The following is a 20062-nucleotide window of genomic DNA, read 5'->3' as shown; positions in this document are numbered from 1 at the left end:
ATATTTTACTTTTCTTGTTTTTTGTCTTGGAAGATAATATATTTTTCAAAAGCAGGAATAAAAGCGTTATTTTGTTCTTTTAATAATTTATGCGCTAATTTTTTCATTAACACAGCATCAGCTGCACGCCTCACATCAACTTGATTATTATTTGGATTATTTAAAAATGATTGGACTCTCTTAATCTCATAATCTAATTCTTCATTCGTGATGTTCATTGCAAACACTTTTGCAACATAATTAAACCAAAAGTAATTTAAAATTGAATTTTTAACAATTTCGTATTTGTTACCCGTAAAATCTGGAGCAAAATTAAATGCTTCAATATCACTTTGAATTAATTCTTCAGGTAATTCAATTTCTTTGTTAGCTTGACGAATGCTATCAATTACTCTTCAACCATATTCAAATAAAGCTTCACTAACAATTTGTTCCATTAATGAATCATGGATAAATTCTTTAACATCTTTTAAGGTATTGATATTCTCAATCCCTATTTTTGATGCATTTAAGTCTGTAATTGGCTCCTGAACCATTTTAAATACTTGTTTAACATTAATTTCTAAGTTGAATTCGGGGTTAGGCGCAAAAGTAAATGTTTCACCATTTTTCTTTGTTAAAATAACATATTCAAGGTTTTCTTGCGGAACATCTTTTGAAGCAATAATTTCAAAATGTTGAGTTGAATTATTTTTAACGTCTTTCACCTCCAACACAACCACATCGCTATGTTCAATTTCTGACCCATCATCTTTTGGTTTTCTAAATTTAAAGTTGGTAATATATTGCTCAGTAAATGATGCAATTTCTAGTTGATAATTTGGTCTTAAATTAAACGGAAGCATTTTGTATGCATCATTTGTAAAGTCTTTTATGTCATCTTTACCTATATAATATGATTTAAAGTCAAAGCTAAGTTTGTTAATATCAACAGTTTTGTTAATAACCATTGGTCTAAAATAAAATACATAATCATTAACTTTTTGAGATAAAGCATGAAATTCATTATTAATAGCGACTTGGATATATCCATTTGATGCAAAGTCTAAAATTGCTTGTTGGTTAACTTTTTGCTTTTGATTTTCTAAAAACTTTAATGATTCATTTTGAATCTTAATTCATTCATTACCTTCAACGGTAATATTTTTAATTGTATGTTTCATTATTCTCCTAATCTAATAATAATTATATAAAAACTATCCAAATTATATGGATAGTTTTTTATTATATTTATTTTCTGTTAAGACCTTCCCATTTTCAGTATCTAACTTCATCAATATCAATACCAACTTCTTTAATATATTTATTGTGGTAAGCAACTTTTTGTTCCATTAAGTTAACAAAGTCTTTTGCAGCTTCACCATACACAGCTTGAGCAGCAGTTTGAGAAATGTGGAATCTGTCCATTTCTGACATTAAACGAATATCAAATGATGTTGTAATGTCGCCATGTTCTCTGTAACCATGAATAAATAAGTTGTGGTTTTGACGTGAGAAGAAGATATCTCTAATTAGTCCTTCAAATCCGTGGAATGCAAATACAATAGGTTTATTTGTTGTAAATACACTATTAAATTCAGTGTCAGATAATCCACGAGGATCAATGCTTTGGTGTCTTAATTTTAATAAATCAACTACATTAACAAATCTAATTTTAAGATCTGGGAAATGTTTGTTAAGAATTGAAATAGATGCTAAAGCTTCTAAGTTTGGTTCAGTACCTGATGCCACAACAACTAAATCTGGTTCTTCACCAGGTTTTGTAGTTGAAGCCCAATCAATAATTTTATAACCTCTTTCAACCAATTCTTTAGCTTCTGCAACTGAGTAAAATTGTTCGCGAGGTTGTTTAGAAGCAACAATTAAGTTAATAACATCTCTTTCTCTAAATGCTTTATCTAGGACAGCTAATAAAGTATTAGAGTCAGCTGGTAAGTATTCACGAATTAATTCTGGACGTTTATCAGCTAAGTGTCCTAAGATACCAGGATCTTGGTGTGTATAACCATTATGATCTTGTTGGAATGCTGTTGAAGTAGCAATAATATTTAATGAAGGGTAATCTTTTCTTCAATCAATTTTACGAGCTTTAACAACTCATTTCATGTGTTGAGTAAGCATTGAGTCAACTACTCTTAAAAATGATTCATATGAAGCAAAGAATCCGTGACGTCCAGTTAATACATAACCTTCTAAGAATCCCTCTGCTTGGTGTTCAGATAATTGTGAATCAATTAATCTACCAGCAGGACTTAAAAATTCATCTAATTCTGGATCAATTTTTTCCATTCATTGTCTATTTGTTACTTTGAAAATATCAAATAGTCTGTTTGATTTAGTTTCATCAGGTCCAAAAGCACGGAAGTTAGTTGGGTTACGTTTGATCATATCTGCAAATCATGTTCCGGCTGTAACCATGTCTTGTCCTTTAATTTCTCCAGGTTTTGAAAATTTAAGAGCAAAATCTTCTCAATTTCCAAAGTTAAGAAGTGTAGGATTTACACCACCATTTGCAACTGGGTGCATTCCCATTCTCTTCAAGCCTTTAGGAGCAATTTCGGCAAATTCTTGTTTAAATGAACCATCTTTATTAAATAATTCATGTGGATGATATGACATTAATCATGTCTTTAATTCATCCATCATTTTTGGGTTTTCTGATGTAACAGGCAATGGAACTTGGTGAGCTCTAAAACTTCCTTCATAAGTTAAGCCATTAATCTTGTTTGGTTGTGTTCAACCTTTAGGTGTTCTTACAATAAGAGCAGGTCAAATTGGTTTTTTAGCTTCTTCAGCTGGTTTTAATCTAGCTTCTGCTTGAATTTTTTTAATTTTTTCAATAGCTAAGTCAAATTTCTTAGCCATTTGCTCGTGAATGCCGACTTGATCATTAACATCAGCTTCTACAAAAATAGCTTCCCAACCATACCCGGCTAACATGCTTTCAATTTCTTTGTTAGATTTTCTTGCAAAAATAGTTGGGTTTGAAATTTTACCACCATTTATGTGTAAAATTGGTAATACAGCACCATCGTTAACTGGGTTGATAAACGATGTTGCAAATCATCCTGCTGCTAATGGGCCAGTTTCAGCTTCTCCATCTCCAATAACAGTAGCCGCAATAATATCTGGGTTGTCCAAAATAGCTCCTGTAGCATGTGAAAGCGCATATCCTAATTCACCACCTTCGTGAATTGAACCTGGAGTTTCTGGTGCCGCATGTGATGCTGTTCCACCAGGGAATGAGAATCTTTTGAACATTTTAGTAAGACCATCTAAGTCCTTTGTGATTTCTGGGAATAATTCTGTATAACTTCCATCTAAGTATGAGTTAGAAATCATAACTTGTCCACCGTGTCCAGGACCTTCGATGTAAAACATTTCTAAGTCATATTTATTAATAACACGGTTTAAGTGTGCATAAATTAAGTTTTGTCCAGGAATTGTTCCTCAGTGCCCAATTGGGTACATTTTGATATCTTCTGGTTTTAGTTCTTCTAATAATAATGGGTTTTTTCTTAAGTACATTTGACCAACAGATAAATAGTTAGCTGCTCTCCATCAAGCGTGCAATTTGTCTAAATATTTTTTGTCGTCAAAATTTGATTTATTCATATTTTCTCCTTGAATTTTGTGATATAAAACAACATATAGATAACTTCAACTAAATCTATATGTATAAATATTTTACCGAATTTTAAAATATTAATAAATAAAAAAGCAATTAAAGACTAAAAATTTGCTAAGGTACAAATAATAAATTCATTTTTTTAATACTAAAAACTAGATATTTAAACCCTTAAATTTTTAGTAATTTTTAGCTGTTTTAATTCTAATTTTTTTCTGGTATAATTACATATAACTTAATAAATACATTAAGCAATACTAGTATTAAAATTAACGCTAAGAATAATATTTTAGTAAAATAATATACTAAAAATTATGGACAGGATCTAGATGTAAGACTAGACTAAGGTTGGTTTTAGCGCTAAAACATACATTAATAAAAATTATATATAACAAAATAAATACAAATTTCAGAAAGGAATAAAAAAATGGCAAAATTAGATTTTGACCGTAGTAAAGAACACGTTAACGTTGGTACTATTGGACACGTTGACCACGGTAAAACAACATTAACTGCTGCTATTGCTACAGTTTTAGCTAAAAAAGGATTATCAGAAGCTCGTGATTATGCTTCTATTGATAATGCACCAGAAGAAAGAGCACGTGGGATTACAATTAACACCTCACACATCGAATATCAAACTGAAAAACGTCACTATGCTCACGTAGACTGTCCAGGTCACGCTGACTACGTTAAAAACATGATTACCGGTGCTGCTCAGATGGATGGGGCTATCTTAGTTGTTGCTGCAACAGATGGACCTATGCCTCAAACTCGTGAACACATTCTTTTATCTAAACAAGTTGGTGTTCCTCGTATCGTTGTTTTCTTAAATAAAGTTGATATGTTAGAAGGTGAAGAAGAAATGATCGAATTAGTTGAATTAGAAATTCGTAGTCTTCTTTCAGAATATGGATTTGATGGGGATAATGCTCCAATTATCCGTGGATCAGCTTCAGAAGCTTTAGCTGGAAATGCTAAATATGAAGAAAAAATTATGGAATTAATGGATGCTGTAGATACATACATCGAAACTCCAGTTAAAGAATTTGAAAAACCATTCTTAATGGCTGTTGAAGACGTTTTCACAATTACAGGACGTGGAACTGTTGCAACAGGACGTGTAGAACGTGGAACTTTAAAATTAAACGATGAAGTTGAAATCGTTGGACTTAAAGCTACTAAAAAAACAGTTGTTACAGGAATTGAAATGTTCCGTAAAAACCTTAAAGAAGCATTGGCTGGTGATAATGCAGGATTATTGCTTCGTGGTGTAAACCGTGATGAAATTGAACGTGGTCAAGTTTTAGCAAAACCTGGTTCAATTATCCCTCACACAGAATTCGAAGCAGCTATTTATGTTCTTAAAAAAGAAGAAGGAGGGCGTCACACTCCATTCTTCAAAAACTATAAACCACAATTCTACTTCCGTACAACAGACGTTACTGGTGGAGTTGAATTCGAAGCTGGGCGTGAAATGGTTATTCCAGGTGAAAACGTTAACTTAAAAGTTAAATTAATCGCTCCTATCGCAGTTGAAGAAGGAACAAAATTCTCAATTCGTGAAGGTGGTCGTACAGTTGGTGCTGGTTCAGTAACAAAAATTATTAAATAATTTTGTTGCAAATTTATATCAAAAAACTACAAGTTTCCTTGTAGTTTTTTTCTTTTAGTTATTTTTAAATTTAAATTCTTCAGGAATTGTATTAAGTCCATTAGGAAATAGGTGTGTTTTAAGACTTGGATTTTCTTTTAATAATGCCTCACGGTATGATTTACCTACTTTTTGATCCTTCCCGCCTCCGTAAATAACATCATACTGTGGCAAATTGTATGAACCATAAAGTTCTTGGTAATTAAATCCTTCTGATCTAAAAGCTGCGGCAATTCCTGTTAATGCTGATTGATTTACACTATGGAAAATTCCAACGAGTTTATTTTCCTGGTTTCTAACTGAAGAACCTGATGCACCACCACCGGGAGCAAAACGTCTTGGCATATATCCTAGATTCATAGCAACATATTCTTTACCATCATCCGAAGAACGATAAGCACCAGCACCAGATAGTGGGGCACTTAAAAATTGATCTACAACACCTGGTTTATCAATAAAAGTACGATATCCTAGTGCATATGATAGTCCGTATCCTAATTCATAATTTAATTTAGATGCTTCATCATTAGTTGGGCCAGGCTTTTTGTAAAGATCGTATGAAGCATTAGTTCACAAGCTATAAGTATTTTTTGCATTTGCAATCAATACTTCATCTTCATATTTATCTAAAAAGAAGTCAAAAAATCCATTTGCTTGAGTTTGCGGATAACCAAGTGCAAATAAACTGTCATATTCACGTAATTTTTGCAATTCATTTTTATTTAATGATAAAGGTATGTCAATTTTTTTGTAGTTATGTAAATAATCATAATTAACAAAAGATATTTTTTTATCATTTTTATCTGCATAATTATTAGTAATACTTCTAATTTGTTCTTCGGTGAAGTTGGTTTTGCTAAAATCAACTTCGAATACTGCAAAGTCAATGAATTCTTTTTTATCAAATGTTTTATCGGCTAAAAAGTCAGATGGGTCTTTTTGTAAATAATCACGACCATCAAAAATACGTTTTAATGAAAGTTTATTATTTCCAGCAAAATCTAATGATACATATCTATCATCATGAGGTACAGTTTCCAATTTTTGATAAAGTGATGGGTTATTTTCATTTAAAACAGTTAATTGGAAATTTTCAAAATTATCTTTATCCATTCCGTCAAGTACGTGTAAATTAGTTGCAAAATAAAATTTCTTAGGATATTGACCTTGAGGGGTTAATTCATGGTCAATTATTCATGCCGTACCTGCATGAGGTGTAACACTACGGTATCAATTTTCCAAGTGTCTAAAGTTAGTTGTTTCTTTAACTCTTTTAGTAATATTTGCTTTTGTTTTTTCGCTTAAACCTGCGGTATTATTCATTTTATCTAAAATAAGATTTTGGCGACCAATAATATATTCATCATACAAGGAAGAAGCTTGTTGATAATCTGAATTTTCAGCTAATATTTGATTTCAACCTTGGGAAATTAATTCATCGACAACACCAGGGGTCCTAATATTTCTGTCTAGTTTATCTTTTAACTCTTGTTTTTTAACAGAATCTTTTATTTTTTCAAATAAATTGTGAACTAATTTATCATCGTTTTTTAAGATTTCTTTTGCTAAGTTTCTTTCTTGTTCATTAATAGAAACAGATCAATTGGTTAATTTAAATTGATATGTTTGAGTTGCCATCGTTGCATATTGTTCATTAGTAATAGTTCTGGCTAAACCAATATTTTTAAATGTTTCCTTGTTGTATCCATCTACCCATGAATAAGTTTTTGGTGCCTCAGCTTTTTGCATATTTAAACCTATAAAATTTCCAGCCTCATCATATTCAGGAATTGTCATTCCTAAACGATTAGATCTATCATAAGTTGGCACTCCTACTTCATTAGCTTTAAGATCAAACTTTTGCTTATCACTAGTTTTTATATTTGTTTCTCTTAATTGGGAATTTCTCGCAAGACCTTGGTCGTATTGTTCCATGTCCTTTTCATATCTTTGTTTTTGTGTAGAACTAACATATTTACCTCACTCAGATTGTGAGGCGCTTCGCTGTTGAATTATAAAATTATTTTCAGCTTTAAAACCGGATACTTCAAAATTAAAATATTCTTCAGTATCTCTATAACCAAAGATTAATCTAACTGTATTTTGTTCAAGCGACACTGCATTTACAAAGAAAAACTTGTCTGAATGAGCTTCTTTAAGCGAAACTTCAAGTTCATTAGAAGCAAGCTGATCACTAAATTGTTTGCTTGTTAATTGTTGTTTAAAATTACTTGAATCAATGAAAGAACCATTAACTTTAAATAATTCTTCAAAACTTTTCCCATTTACATACTCTTTTACAGATTGTAATGTAGGGAGTTGTGTTTTAAAAATATTTGGATCTACTTCGCGAAGATTAGAGCCACCACCATTATCGGGAGGATTAGGTGTATCATTATTTGGTGGTACTACTGGTTTACTTGGCTCGCTTGCACAACTTGTTAAAACAAGAAAACCAAATGCACTCAAAACAGTGCTATTGATTAATAGAAATTTTTTATTTATTTTTTTCATTTATTCTCCTTATTAATATAAATTCAAATTCATACTATTATATATATTATTATATATCATTACTGGTATAATAATATAAAAGGATACAAATTTATGTTAAAAGTTATAAACCATCCTATTATTAATATTAAAATAGATCAGCTAAGAAACATCGAAACAAATCATGCACAATTTAGATTGATTATGCATGATTTGTCACGTTTGCTTGTATATCCAGTTATGCAAGATTATATAACAACTAAAACTAAAAAAATTAGTGGAACAAATACTGCATTTGAAGCTAATTCATATGATCAACCTATCTTATTAATTCCAATATTACGGGCAGGCCTTGGTATGGTTCAGGGCTTTAGTGAACTATTACCTCATGCTAAAATCGGTCATATAGGTTTATACCGCGATACTGACGGAAGTATTAAAGAATATTTATATAAATTACCAGAAATAAACAAAAATGCAAAAGTTATTTTGCTTGATCCTATGCTTGCTACAGGGGCATCTTTAGATATTGCAATTCAAAAATTAAAAGATGATGGATTTAAAGATATTACTGTTGTTAATTTAATAGCATCTAAATTTGGAACAGATGTTATTCTCAAGAATCATAAAGATGTTAAGATATTTGTTGCTGCACTTGACAAAGAATTAAATAACAAAGGATATATAATTCCCGGACTCGGTGATGCTGGGGATCGTTTATTTGGGACAAAATAATCCTATTCAATTTTGAATAGGATTATTTTATAAAATTAAAGTATTGTTATACCAAAATATTTTTAATAAAAATAGAATAATGTATAATTTTTAAATGTACACAAAAAAATGAAATGAAACTCATAAAAATAAATTTCAATTAAAATCTAGTCAAACTTTTATAAACCATGGTTATAAATTTTCTACAAATTTCTTTCAAAATTCTATTGATGACTTAATTGCAGTAACACACATGGTTAAAAACGATGAAAATTAAAAAAATATTTTTAGCTGCACTTTCTTTTGTTTTACCTTTATCGCTTATCTCTTGCGAACACAAACAATCCTCTGGCGAAGACAAGCCGCCAATAGAAGACGAAAACACAATATACCAAAAAATTCAAAGTATTTATGTGTCAATTGAACAAGACTTTTATAAATTTGTAAAAGTAGCAACATTTGTAACAAATAATACACCCTGGAGCCCTAATAATACAACTAATGGACGTCACCAACTTAATGCAGGTATTTTTAATGACGTTCCTGAGACCAATAAACATAATGGATATATTAAAATATCTACAGCAGATGACTTTAATAATTTTATTATTAAGAAATATATAGAATGACATGACGTTAGTAATGTTGAAGGTATTGAATCTGAAATTAAAAAATACTTTGAAGACGTTTTTTTAGATGCAAAGGATGTTTATGAGACCTTAAATAAATATGATGTATTTATCTATGATACAATAATACCTCGTCAACTCGAACATAGTATTTTAATACCACATGAAGATAGTAATAAATTTGAAATTCACGACCTTGGAAATGTAGGTTTTTCCTACCCTAGTACGACTATACTAAGAATATATAATTATTGAGGAGTCTTTAAGGTTCCTAAAAGTAAAGAATTAGTATTTAAGCGAGTAGGTTTTATTAGTCCTGGAGATGATAAAAAGACATACCTTAATAAAATAGAGTCATGATATAATAATGAATACAAAAAATCAATAAAGAAAGAAGATTAATATAATTAATCTTCTTTTAAATAATTAAAATATTAGTTTTTTGTATACTAAACTAATAAAATGGTACTAATCTCTTTTTTATTAATTAATAAAAGCATTAGCATAATAAAAACACATTTTCCGTGCTATAATTAATACAAAGATTAAATAAATCGAGGAATTAAATGAAAACTAAAATCAACCAAACACTTGAAAAAATTATTGATGAAACATTAGAAAAAACATTATCAGAACGTTTTGAAAGATATGCTAAATATGTTATCCAGCAGCGAGCCTTGCCTGATGCACGTGATGGACTTAAACCAGTGCAGCGACGAATTATTTATTCAATGTTTTCACTTGGTTTAGACTTTGACAAGCCTTATAAAAAATCCGCTAGGGTTGTTGGTGATGTAATTGGTAAATATCACCCTCATGGAGATTCCTCAGTTTATGAAGCCATGGTTAATATGTCTCAATGGTGAAAAAATAATATTCCTTTGTTAGATATGCATGGTAATATTGGTTCAATTGATAACGATCCAGCTGCTCAAATGAGATATACTGAGGTAAGATTATCAAAAATAGCTAAATATATGATTGGAGATATAAAGAAAAAAACCACATTATTTGTCCCAAATTTTGATGATTCAGAAAAAGAACCCTTAGTACTCCCAACATTATTCCCAAATTTATTAGTTAATGGGGCTATGGGTATTGCAGTTGGTATGGCTACTAACATGTTGCCGCATAATTTAAATGAAATCATTGATGCAACAATTCATAAAATCAAAAATCCTACAGCATCTTTAAAATCAATTTTAAAATATATTAAAGGTCCAGATTTTCCAACTGGGGGGATTATTCATGGAACTAATGGAATCATTGAAGCTTTTGAATACGGTAATAATTCAACCAAAAATAAAATAAGACTCTTTAGTAAATATGATATTTATACTAAAGGAGAATATAAATTTGTTGAAATAACTGAAATCCCATATGGGGTTGTAAAATCAGCTTTGGTTTATTCAATTGACGAAATAATTCAAAATAAATCAATTGCTGGATTATTAGAAGTTAAAGACCAATCAGACCGATCAGGAATTAACATCTTATTAACCTTAGAAAAAGATTCTAACGATAAAAGCATTATGAGTTATTTATTTAGCAAAACTAAATTACAAAATACATATAACTATAACCAAGTAGTTATTGTTAATGGTCGACCCAAATTAGCTTCTTTATTAGATCTTTTAGATAATTACATTTTACATGTCAAAGATGTTAAAACAAAAACCATAACTTTCGATTTAGAAAAAAGTAATTTGAGATTAGAAATAATTTTAGGGCTTTTAAGAGTAAATGAAATAACTGATGCTATCATATCTGTAATTAGAAATACACAAGGGTCAAAAGCAGGGGTTATACAAGCCTTAATTGATAATTTTAAATTTACTCAAAATCAAGCAACCGCCATTGCTGAACTTAGATTATATAAATTAAGTAAAACAGACAAAGAAGCTTTAAACCAAGAAAAAGAGGAATTGCAAAAAAATATTGGTCTCTTTGAACTGTTGTTAAGTAATGAAGATAAATTTAATGAGTATATAATTAACGAACTAAAAGAAATTAAAAAACTCTTTGGTTATCCTAGAAGAACACAAATAATTGAAGAAGATTATATCTTTACATACCAAGAAACGGATTTAATCAAAGATGTGGATAGTTATGTAGCAATTACTAAACAAGGATATTTAAAAAAATTAAGTGATAAAACTGTGAGTTCTAATTCATTATCATCTTACCCCTTAAAAGAAAATGACTTCTTAAAATATTTCACTAAGTTTAATTCAATGGATACTTTATTAATTTTTACAACTCATGGTAATTATATTCAATTGCCAGTCTATAAAATTAATGAATATAAATGGCGCGAAGCTGGGCAAAAACTTAGTGAACTAGTTGATTGAAAACTAAACGAAGAGGTTGTTTCAGTTATTAAAGTTAATAATTGAAGCGAAAAGATTTTTTTAGTTATTGGTACAAAAAACGGTTTATTTAAAAAAGTAAAATTATCAGATTTTAAAGTACAAAAACTTAATAAAAGTTATACTGCAATTAACATTTCTAGTGGTGATGAAGTTGTAAACGTTACAATCAGTAATAGCTTACATGATATACTCATTTTAACAAATAATGGTTTGTGCTCTTTATATAGTGAAACTGACTTAGCAATTTACTCACCTAAAGCAAAAGGAAATAAAGGAATTTATCTTTCGCTTAATGATAAGGTAGCCCAATTTATCATGGTTAAAAACCAAGATATCTTAAACATCCTTACGAGTAATGGCCAAATTAAGCATCTACATGTTAGTAAGTTACAATATGTAACAAAACTAATCAAAGGTAAAAAAATAATTAATATTGATAATTTTAAGGTTGCAGATTTGCAAACAGGTTATAATTTTAAAATTATTGGTCAAAATTCAAGCAATCAAAGTTTTATTGAAGAATTATTTATTCCAACTACTATTAAACATGGTTTTGAAACAGATTTAAAAATACAATCATTAATAAAAATAAAATTCCTTAAACTAGAAAATGAATCAGACTTTCAAACAAAGGATTTATTTTCAAAACAAACACTAAAAGATGAACAAGAAGACTTTATAAGAAGTGAAGCAAAAATTAATGAAAGTTCATTAAGATTAGAAGAACTTTTAAAAAAATTAAACAATGAAAAGTAGGTAACAATGCAAAAATATACAGAACAAGAACTTGTCAGACGTAATAAATTAAAAACATATAAAGATCTTAATATTGAACCATTTGCCAAAGCAAATGGTTTAAAAGAACTACAATATTCAGATCACATTCTTAAAACTTATGAATCATATACTAAAGAAGAGTTACATGACTCTAATCATGAAGTTGCAGTAGCGGGTAGAATTATGACTATGCGGGGCCCTTTTATCTTAATTCAAGACTATCATTCTAAGATCCAAGTTTACTTTAACAAAAAAGAACATGAATCTTTAGCATCATTAGTTAATACTTTTGATATAGGTGATATTATCTATGTTGAAGGTAAAGTTATGAAAACAAATACCGGTGCAGTATGTATAAAAACAACCAATATCAAACTTTTAACTAAAGCCCTTAAACCTCTTCCAGATAAATTCCATGGACTAGTAGATGTTGAAGAAATCTACAGACATAGATATGTCGATTTAATTATGAACGAAGAATCAAAGAATGTGTTTTGAGCAAGAACGAAAATTATTTCAGAAATTAGACGATATTTTGATGATTTAGAATATATGGAAGTGGAAACTCCTTTTTTACATAACTACCTTTCAGGAGCTTCAGCAAAACCATTTACCACTCATCATAATGCCTTAAATCAAGATTTTGTTTTAAGGATTGCAACTGAAATTCCACTTAAAAAACTTTTAGTTGGTGGAATTGATCGAGTTTATGAAATAGGACGTATTTTCCGTAATGAGGGAATTGATACTACTCATAATCCAGAATTTACATCAATTGAATTTTACGAGGCTTATTCAAACCTTGAAGGTATGATGAATCGTACTGAAATCTTAATCAAACAAATCGCTAAAAAATTAGGTAAAACAAAGATTTTTAATAAAGGTGTTGAAATTGATTTAGATGCACCATTTAAGAGAATTGATATGGTTGATGCTGTTTCTAAAGCTACTAACGCAGACTTTAGAAACATTAGTTTAGAAAAGGCTTTAGAAGTCGCAAAAAACCATGGTGTTAAACTGCAAAAATACTTCCAATTAGGTCATATTATTAACGAACTTTTTGAATTATTAATTGAAAAAACATTAATTCAACCAACCTTTGTCTATGGACATCCTATCGAAATATCACCATTAACTGCTAAAGCAAATGATCCAAGATTTACAGAACGTGCTGAATTATTTATTAATACTAAAGAATATGCTAATATGTATACCGAACTTTCAGATCCTATTGATCAATTGGAACGTTTTGAAGCACAATTAGAAGAAAAAAACAATGGAAATGATGAAGCTAGTGATATTGATTGAGACTTTGTAGATTCATTAAATTATGGTATGCCTCCTGCTGGTGGCTGCGGTATTGGCATTGATCGTTTAACTATGCTTTTAACTGAAAAAGAATCTATACGTGATGTTCTTTTATTCCCCACATTAAAACATAAAAAATAATGTTAAAGCAAGTCTTATTCCTTGCTTTTTCTATAACCTTTTTATGTGCTATAATTAAATAATATTTAATGTTATTTAAAGGGAGGTTTAATAGTGAACAAAATTGAGAAACTGATTAAAGAATTATGCCCTAATGGAGTAAAAATAGTAAAACTTAGCGAAGTTGCAAAATGTACACAAGGAAAGCAACTATTAAAAAGCAAATTAAAAAATAATGGTTATCCGGTAATAAATGGAGGAACTTCTCCGGTTGGTTTTTGAGATTCATACAACTATAATGAAAATAAAATAACTATTGCAAGAGTAGGATCCGCTGGGTTTGTCTCTTGACAAAGTCAAAACTTCTGGGCTGGTGATTGTTTATTTGTTATAACTGATATTAACAATAATGTTAATCATAAATATCTTTACTATCTTTTAAAAAATAGTGAATTAAAACTACAAAAACAAGCTATTGGTGCTATACCTAACTTAAGAACTAATGATATTTATAATTTAGATATTCCCCTCCCACCCCGCGCGATCCAAGATGAAATTGTGAAAATTCTTGACAATTTCACAGAACTTACCACAGAACTTACCACAGAACTTAAATACCGTAAGCAACAATATGAGTATTACAGAGATAAATTATTAACTTTTGATGATTCAAAAGTTAAGGTTGAGTATAAAAGAATTGATCAATTATTTAAATTAAGTAGGGGAATCGTTATCTCTAAAGATTATATTAGAGATAACCCAGGAGAATATCCAGTATATTCATCACAAACTGAAAATAACGGTGAACTAGGCAAAATTAATACGTACCAATACGATGGAGAGTATATTACCTGGACCACAGACGGAGCACATGCTGGAACTGTATTTTATCGTAATGGGAAATTTAATATTACTAATATTTGTGGATTATTAGATCTTAAAACAAATGATAATATAAAATACCTATATTATGCATTATCCATCCGTACAAAAGAACATGTAAATATCGGAATGGGTAATCCCAAACTAATGAGTAATGTCATGGCCGGTATTCAAATTCCCCTTCCGCCTCTTCCAGTCCAAAACCGCATTGCAGAAGTCTTAGACAACTTTGAGAAAATTTGTCATGACCTCAAAATTGGATTGCCTTCTGAAATATCTTTAAGACAAAAACAATATGAACATTATAGAGATCTCTTATTAACATTTAATATTAATAATATTGAGAGAGAGAGAGAGAGAGAAGATAATTCAGGATTAACCAAATTATTTGAATATGTCTTTGGTTTTGAACTCGTTAGTTTTGGGTATGGGGTTAAATACCAAAAACTTAGTGATGTTGCAAAAGTATCAAAAGGAAAGCAGCTTAATAAAACTTTATTAAGTACAAGCGGATATCCAGTTATAAATGGTGGTGTAAATCCTACTGGTTATTGACATGAATATAATTTTAATAAAAATAAAATCACTATAGCTCAAGGTGGATCAGCAGGGTTTGTTCAATGACAAAACTCAAAGTTTTGAGCAGGTGCACATTTATACGTAATCCAAGAATGTAGTGATATTCTTAATTATAAATATTTATATTATGTAATTAAGAATAATCAAGATAAGTTAATGGAAGCAAAATATGGTACAACTATTCCATCCTTATCGATGGAAGTTGTCAATAATCTTATTATTCCTATCCCACCCCTTCAACTCCAAAACAAAATAGTTGAAATATTAGATAATTTCTCGGACTTAACAAATGATTTGACTAAAGGCTTACCAGCTGAAATAGCTTTAAGACAAAAACAATATGAATATTATAGGGATAGGTTATTAAACTTTGATAAAGTTAATTAAAACAAATATAAAAAACGTTTATGCTTGTAAACTATGCATAAACGTTTTATTTTTCTAATTCTTGATATAAATTTAATATTTTTTCCATTTCTAATTCTTGAATTCTTGTATTATCATTTAAATTAAGTTTTAAATATGCATTATTGATCTTCTCAAATGAATATTTAGATTTTAAACTAAAACTAAGTTTTTTTCTTCTATTACCAAAACATAGTTTAAAAAATTCTTTTAGTTCTAACCAAGATTCTTTTGTGATATTTGGATAAAATTCAAATAAAACAATAGCAGAATCTACTTTCGGGGCAGGTATAAAACAACCAGCAGGTACTATAAATTCTAAATTAACCTTAGCTAAATATTGAGCACTAACAGTTAATTTAGAATAATCATAAGTTTTATATTTAGCTATTAATCTTTGTGCTACTTCTTTTTGAACCATTAAAATAGCCTTTGAAAATTTATCTCGGTGTTCAAAGATTTTAAATAAAATATCTGTTGTAATATAGTATGGTATGTTGGCAATAACTATTGAATTCGGTAAATTTGATAAATCTGATTTTAAAAAGTCTTGATATCTCAAATCAAGGTTATTAAGATTAATATTTTTATTTAAGACATCAACCATATCTTTATCAATTTCAAATGCAATAACTTGTTTTGCTTTTTTGACTAATTCTTTAGTTAAAGCCCCTCTACCAGGTCCTATTTCAACTATAACTTGATCACTAATATCAATTAATGAAACTATTCTATTAATAATATTTGAATCATGTAAGAAGTTTTGCCCAAACTTTTTTTTGGCAAAAACGTGTTTCTTATCTTTCATTATAAATTAAATAACTTTCTAACATTTTTATTAATACGATCTACATATTTATCTAAACCTACTTGTTTTAGGCCTGCAATATAATAATAAATATATAAAACGGTATTAGGTTCATTCTTTTGCCCAGTATACGGATGCACTCTTAAAAACGGTGCATCTGTTTCATTTAAAATTCTTTCTAAAGGTAAAAATTCGATAACTTCCCTAGTAGTTGTTGAAGATCCAAAAGTAACCACCCCGCTAAAAGAAAAATATAAATTTGGAAATTCCAAAAATTTTTTGGCTCATTCTAAGTTTCCGGCGAATGTGTGTAACATACATTTAATTTTAGGATATTTTACTAAAATGTTATATACATCTTGGTATGCTAAATACTCATTATCTTTGTCTCTAATATGAATTACACATGGTAAATTATTATCATATGCCAATTTAACCTGATTTTCAAAACTTGCTATTTGATTTTCTCTAGTTGGTGAGTCTTCATAATAATAGTCTAAGCCTATTTCACCAATTGCAATAATATGCTCTTTATTTAACTCCAATAACTCTTTAACTTGGAGATAGTCATCTCCATCCTTGCCAGCTTCTGGGTGAATTCCAATACATGCTTTAAATAAAGGGTGTTTTTTGGCTAATTCAATGACCTCAATATTTTCTTGTGGATGTCCACCATTATTAATAAAAAATTCAATGTTATTGTATTTGGCTGCTTCCATAATTTCTTGAATGTGAAATTCTTGGTATGACCTAGTTGAAACGTGGCAATGTGCATCAATAAATTTATTTCTTTTTTTACTCATATTACTTACCTAAACAAAAATTCTTGAACATAACATCAAGTAAATCTTCACGATTTACTTGACCTTTAATATTTTGCAGTGAATCCCAGGCATCATATAAATCAACAATAATTACATCAAAAGTAGCATTATCTAAAATGGATTTTTCAGCTTGAATTAATGAATTATGTGCTTTTTGAATTAAAGATAGTTGCCTGGTATTAGATAAAATACGTTTATCCATAATATCTAAATTTTCGAAGTTTTTTACTAATGCATTTTCAAGTTCTTTTATATCATTATTTAAAGCACTAACAGAAATTAAGTCATGTTTTTGATTATTAACTAAATCTGACTTATTTTGAATTTTTAAATAAAACTTACCTTGTTTTTTGCTTTCTTCCTGAATTACTTTATCGAAAACATTCTCAGCTTGAATTGGATCAACAACATGAATTATTAAATCAGATTCTTCAATTTGCTTTAATGATCGTTCAATTCCTATTTGTTCAATTATATTATCAGTTTTTCGTAATCCAGCAGTATCTACCAATTTAAATAAAATACCATTAATTTGATATGAAGCTTCTACTAAATCCCTTGTTGTTCCTGCAATATCTGTCACAATGGCTTTTTCTTCCGAAAGCAATGCATTAAGTATACTACTCTTACCTACATTTGGTTTGCCTAAGATCGAAACTTTAACCCCTTCAAACATATAACGGCTATCATTAGACACTTTTATAATTTCTTCAAATTTAGTTTTTAAAACTTTAAGTTTTTCGAGCATAATCTGGCTATCTAGTTGTTCTATATCATCATATTCAGGGTAATCAATATTAACTTCAGACATCCCAATTAAAAGAGCGATATCGTTCGATAAACTATCTATTAAGTTAGAAGTTTGACCAGTAAAACGGTGAACACTAGCTTTAGCTTGTGTTAATGTTTTAGCCATAATTAAATCGTGTATTGCTTCAGCTTTTATTAAGTCTAATTTGCCATTTAAAAAAGCACGGCGAGTAAATTCTCCTGGTTCAGCCATTCTTGCCCCATTTGATAATAAAAGCTCTAAAACTTTATTAGTAACAACAATTCCGCCATGACAATTTATTTCTACAATTGGTTCGCCAACATAATTATTATAAATAATCTTTCCATTTTTTTCTTTGCCCAAAAATCACATAACCAAAACTTCGTCAATTAATATTTGTTCATCATAAATATTACCATAAGTAATATCATGATCTGTCCCTATTTTCCCTTTAAATATTTTTTTAATAATATTTAAAGTATCAGGGCCTGCTAAACGTATTATTGATATTGGTTGATTGATTCTAGATCCTGAACTAATTGCTGCGATTGTATCATTCATAAAATAAATTATATATATTTATTTAAAAAATTTTCATATTTAATCATATGGATAGGTCTAATTAACCATCATGTTTGAAATGTGGTATAATTATACAATGCAATTAGCAATTACTATATTAGGGTACATTGGAGCTATTTTAGTGGCTTCGCTTAGTATTCCTCAGTTATTCAAAATAATCAAAGACAAAAAAACTGGTGATGTAAATTTTTATTCTTTTTGGATTTTTCACACTGGTATTCTTTTATGGATTGTATGATCAGCCTTAAGTCCAAATTCGTTACATAATATCATAATTCCAAATACAATAACGTTAATTATTGAAACAATAACGCTGGGACTAATGTATTTATATAAAACAGAATTTAACAAAAAATTAAAAGTTAAGGCCTGAAGTGCTCTTGGTGCATATCTTATTATTGGCTTAATTTTTGTTGTTTTACATATAATTATTTATGCAGGTGGAGTATGAAAATCATTATTAATTCCTTCAACAGTTGAAGCAATTATGGGATTTGTTTTCCCTGCTTTTACAACCTTAGCATTTTTACCACAATTCATACAATCATTAAAAACACACAAATGAGGAGGATTATCATATGGAATGTTTGTTATTTATATAACAAACAATTTTGTTTGAATTATTTGATGAATTTTACAAATTATCGAAGCCTCAGCTGCAAATGCTCCAATAGGATCTTTTGTTGGAGGACTTATTTGACAAATAATTTCAATTTCACTTTTTAGCGCTCAATTTACATTGACTATAAAACACCAAAAATAGTTATTTTTTATAACTATTTTTTAATATAATAAACACATGAAAAAAGAATTATTTATAGCAGGTGGTTGCTTTTGAGGTGTAGAGGCTTTCTTTTCAAGAATCAAAGGTATTTTATGTGCACAATCATATTATATTAACGGAGGTTTTGAAGGTGTATCATACAAAGAGGTGTGTACTACATCAAAGCACGTTGAAGCAGTTTGCATAGAATATGATGATTCAATCATAAGCGAAGAAACAATTTGAGATTTTTATTTAAAGATAATTGATCCTTATTCTTTAAATAAACAAGGTGGAGATCAAGGAACACAATACCGAGTTGGTATTTATACAAATAATGAAAAATTACTCAATAAATTTAAAGAATTAAATAATCATTTTGTTAAAAAAGAAGGTAAGAAAAATTACTTAGAATTCTTGCCAGTAAGTGACCAAACCTTAGCTGAAGAATACCATCAACAATATTTGATGAAAAATCCAATGGGTTATTGCCATATTAACCTAAGTGCAATACCTGATAAATATTTAAAAGAAGAGTTTAAAAACCAATAACTAAATTAGTTATTGGTTTTGTTTATTTTTTTCATTAATAAGGTTTTTCATATCTTAGGTTAATAATTTAAAATAGCGAAAATTCTCCATAAACTCTTTATTTCTGCATTTATCTTTAGAAATATTGCATTTTCCTCTGAATATCTTATATTACAGTAAAAATACGGCACCTTTTTTGGCACCGTATTTTATGAGATCTA

General features: G+C 29.1%; 15 protein-coding genes. 9 read left to right on the top strand and 6 right to left on the bottom strand.

The features are described 5' to 3' along the window. Positions 1-5: 5 nt before the first annotated feature. Positions 6-1163, bottom strand: coding sequence for a trigger factor-related chaperone (locus tag AC0B4T_RS00205; protein ID WP_465102640.1), 1158 nt, complete (start codon positions 1161-1163; stop codon positions 6-8). 67 nt (positions 1164-1230) lie between these two features. Then, a complete protein-coding gene (locus tag AC0B4T_RS00200) occupies positions 1231-3615 on the bottom strand; it encodes a phosphoketolase family protein (protein ID WP_465102639.1) in 2385 nt (794 codons plus the stop codon). Between the two features lie 440 nt (positions 3616-4055). On the opposite strand from AC0B4T_RS00200, the gene tuf reads away from it, so the two are divergent. Continuing rightward, positions 4056-5243: an elongation factor Tu gene (tuf, locus tag AC0B4T_RS00195; protein ID WP_465102638.1), complete on the top strand. Its 1188-nt coding sequence runs from the start codon at positions 4056-4058 to the stop codon at positions 5241-5243. A gap of 54 nt (positions 5244-5297) precedes the next feature. On the opposite strand, the gene mip is transcribed toward tuf, so the two are convergent. Then, positions 5298-7796 (bottom strand): Ig-specific serine endopeptidase MIP, encoded by a 2499-nt coding sequence (gene mip / locus AC0B4T_RS00190; protein ID WP_465102637.1) that lies wholly within the window; start codon positions 7794-7796, stop codon positions 5298-5300. A gap of 93 nt (positions 7797-7889) precedes the next feature. Between mip and upp the strand changes: the two genes are divergently transcribed. The 6 genes from upp (at position 7890) to AC0B4T_RS00160 (ending at position 15543) form a co-directional block, all read left to right on the top strand. Continuing rightward, positions 7890-8510, top strand: coding sequence for a uracil phosphoribosyltransferase (gene upp, locus AC0B4T_RS00185; RefSeq protein WP_465102636.1), 621 nt, complete (start codon positions 7890-7892; stop codon positions 8508-8510). A 94-nt stretch (positions 8511-8604) separates the two neighbouring features. Further along, positions 8605-8766, top strand: a complete 162-nt coding sequence (locus AC0B4T_RS00180) for a hypothetical protein (RefSeq protein WP_465102635.1) — start codon at positions 8605-8607, stop codon at positions 8764-8766. Positions 8767-8902: 136 nt separating this feature from the next. Next, positions 8903-9520 (top strand): hypothetical protein, encoded by a 618-nt coding sequence (locus AC0B4T_RS00175; RefSeq protein ID WP_465102634.1) that lies wholly within the window; start codon positions 8903-8905, stop codon positions 9518-9520. 164 nt (positions 9521-9684) lie between these two features. Further along, positions 9685-12246: a DNA topoisomerase IV subunit A gene (locus tag AC0B4T_RS00170; RefSeq protein WP_465102633.1), complete on the top strand. Its 2562-nt coding sequence runs from the start codon at positions 9685-9687 to the stop codon at positions 12244-12246. A gap of 6 nt (positions 12247-12252) precedes the next feature. Further along, positions 12253-13716, top strand: coding sequence for a lysine--tRNA ligase (gene lysS, locus AC0B4T_RS00165; protein WP_465102632.1), 1464 nt, complete (start codon positions 12253-12255; stop codon positions 13714-13716). Positions 13717-13809: 93 nt separating this feature from the next. Beyond that, a complete protein-coding gene (locus AC0B4T_RS00160; RefSeq protein ID WP_465102631.1) occupies positions 13810-15543 on the top strand; it encodes a restriction endonuclease subunit S in 1734 nt (577 codons plus the stop codon). A gap of 46 nt (positions 15544-15589) precedes the next feature. Here the strand turns inward: AC0B4T_RS00160 and rsmA are convergent, their stop codons facing one another. The 3 genes from rsmA to mnmE are packed head-to-tail and all read right to left on the bottom strand — an operon-like array spanning position 15590 to position 18526. Then, the gene (gene rsmA / locus AC0B4T_RS00155; RefSeq protein ID WP_465102630.1) at positions 15590-16369 is read right to left on the bottom strand and encodes a 16S rRNA (adenine(1518)-N(6)/adenine(1519)-N(6))-dimethyltransferase RsmA; all 780 of its coding nucleotides are present in this window, start codon (positions 16367-16369) and stop codon (positions 15590-15592) included. After that, on the bottom strand, positions 16369-17172 hold the full coding sequence (locus AC0B4T_RS00150) for a TatD family hydrolase (RefSeq protein ID WP_465102629.1): 804 nt from the start codon (positions 17170-17172) through the stop codon (positions 16369-16371). Before AC0B4T_RS00150 ends, rsmA begins: the two co-directional genes overlap by 1 nt. 1 nt (position 17173) lies before the next feature. Then, positions 17174-18526, bottom strand: coding sequence for a tRNA uridine-5-carboxymethylaminomethyl(34) synthesis GTPase MnmE (gene mnmE / locus AC0B4T_RS00145; protein ID WP_465102628.1), 1353 nt, complete (start codon positions 18524-18526; stop codon positions 17174-17176). Between the two features lie 97 nt (positions 18527-18623). Here mnmE and AC0B4T_RS00140 point away from each other — a divergent pair, with 97 nt between their 5' ends. Both AC0B4T_RS00140 and msrA read left to right on the top strand, forming a co-directional pair. Further along, on the top strand, positions 18624-19310 hold the full coding sequence (locus tag AC0B4T_RS00140) for a PQ-loop domain-containing transporter (RefSeq protein ID WP_465102627.1): 687 nt from the start codon (positions 18624-18626) through the stop codon (positions 19308-19310). A gap of 36 nt (positions 19311-19346) precedes the next feature. Continuing rightward, complete coding sequence (gene msrA, locus AC0B4T_RS00135) at positions 19347-19862, top strand: peptide-methionine (S)-S-oxide reductase MsrA (protein ID WP_465102626.1); 516 nt, start codon at positions 19347-19349, stop codon at positions 19860-19862. Positions 19863-20062: the final 200 nt, after the last annotated feature.

This window comes from Mycoplasma sp. 10961 (assembly GCF_055523525.1).
This window is presented reverse-complemented; position numbering and strand designations above follow the sequence as displayed.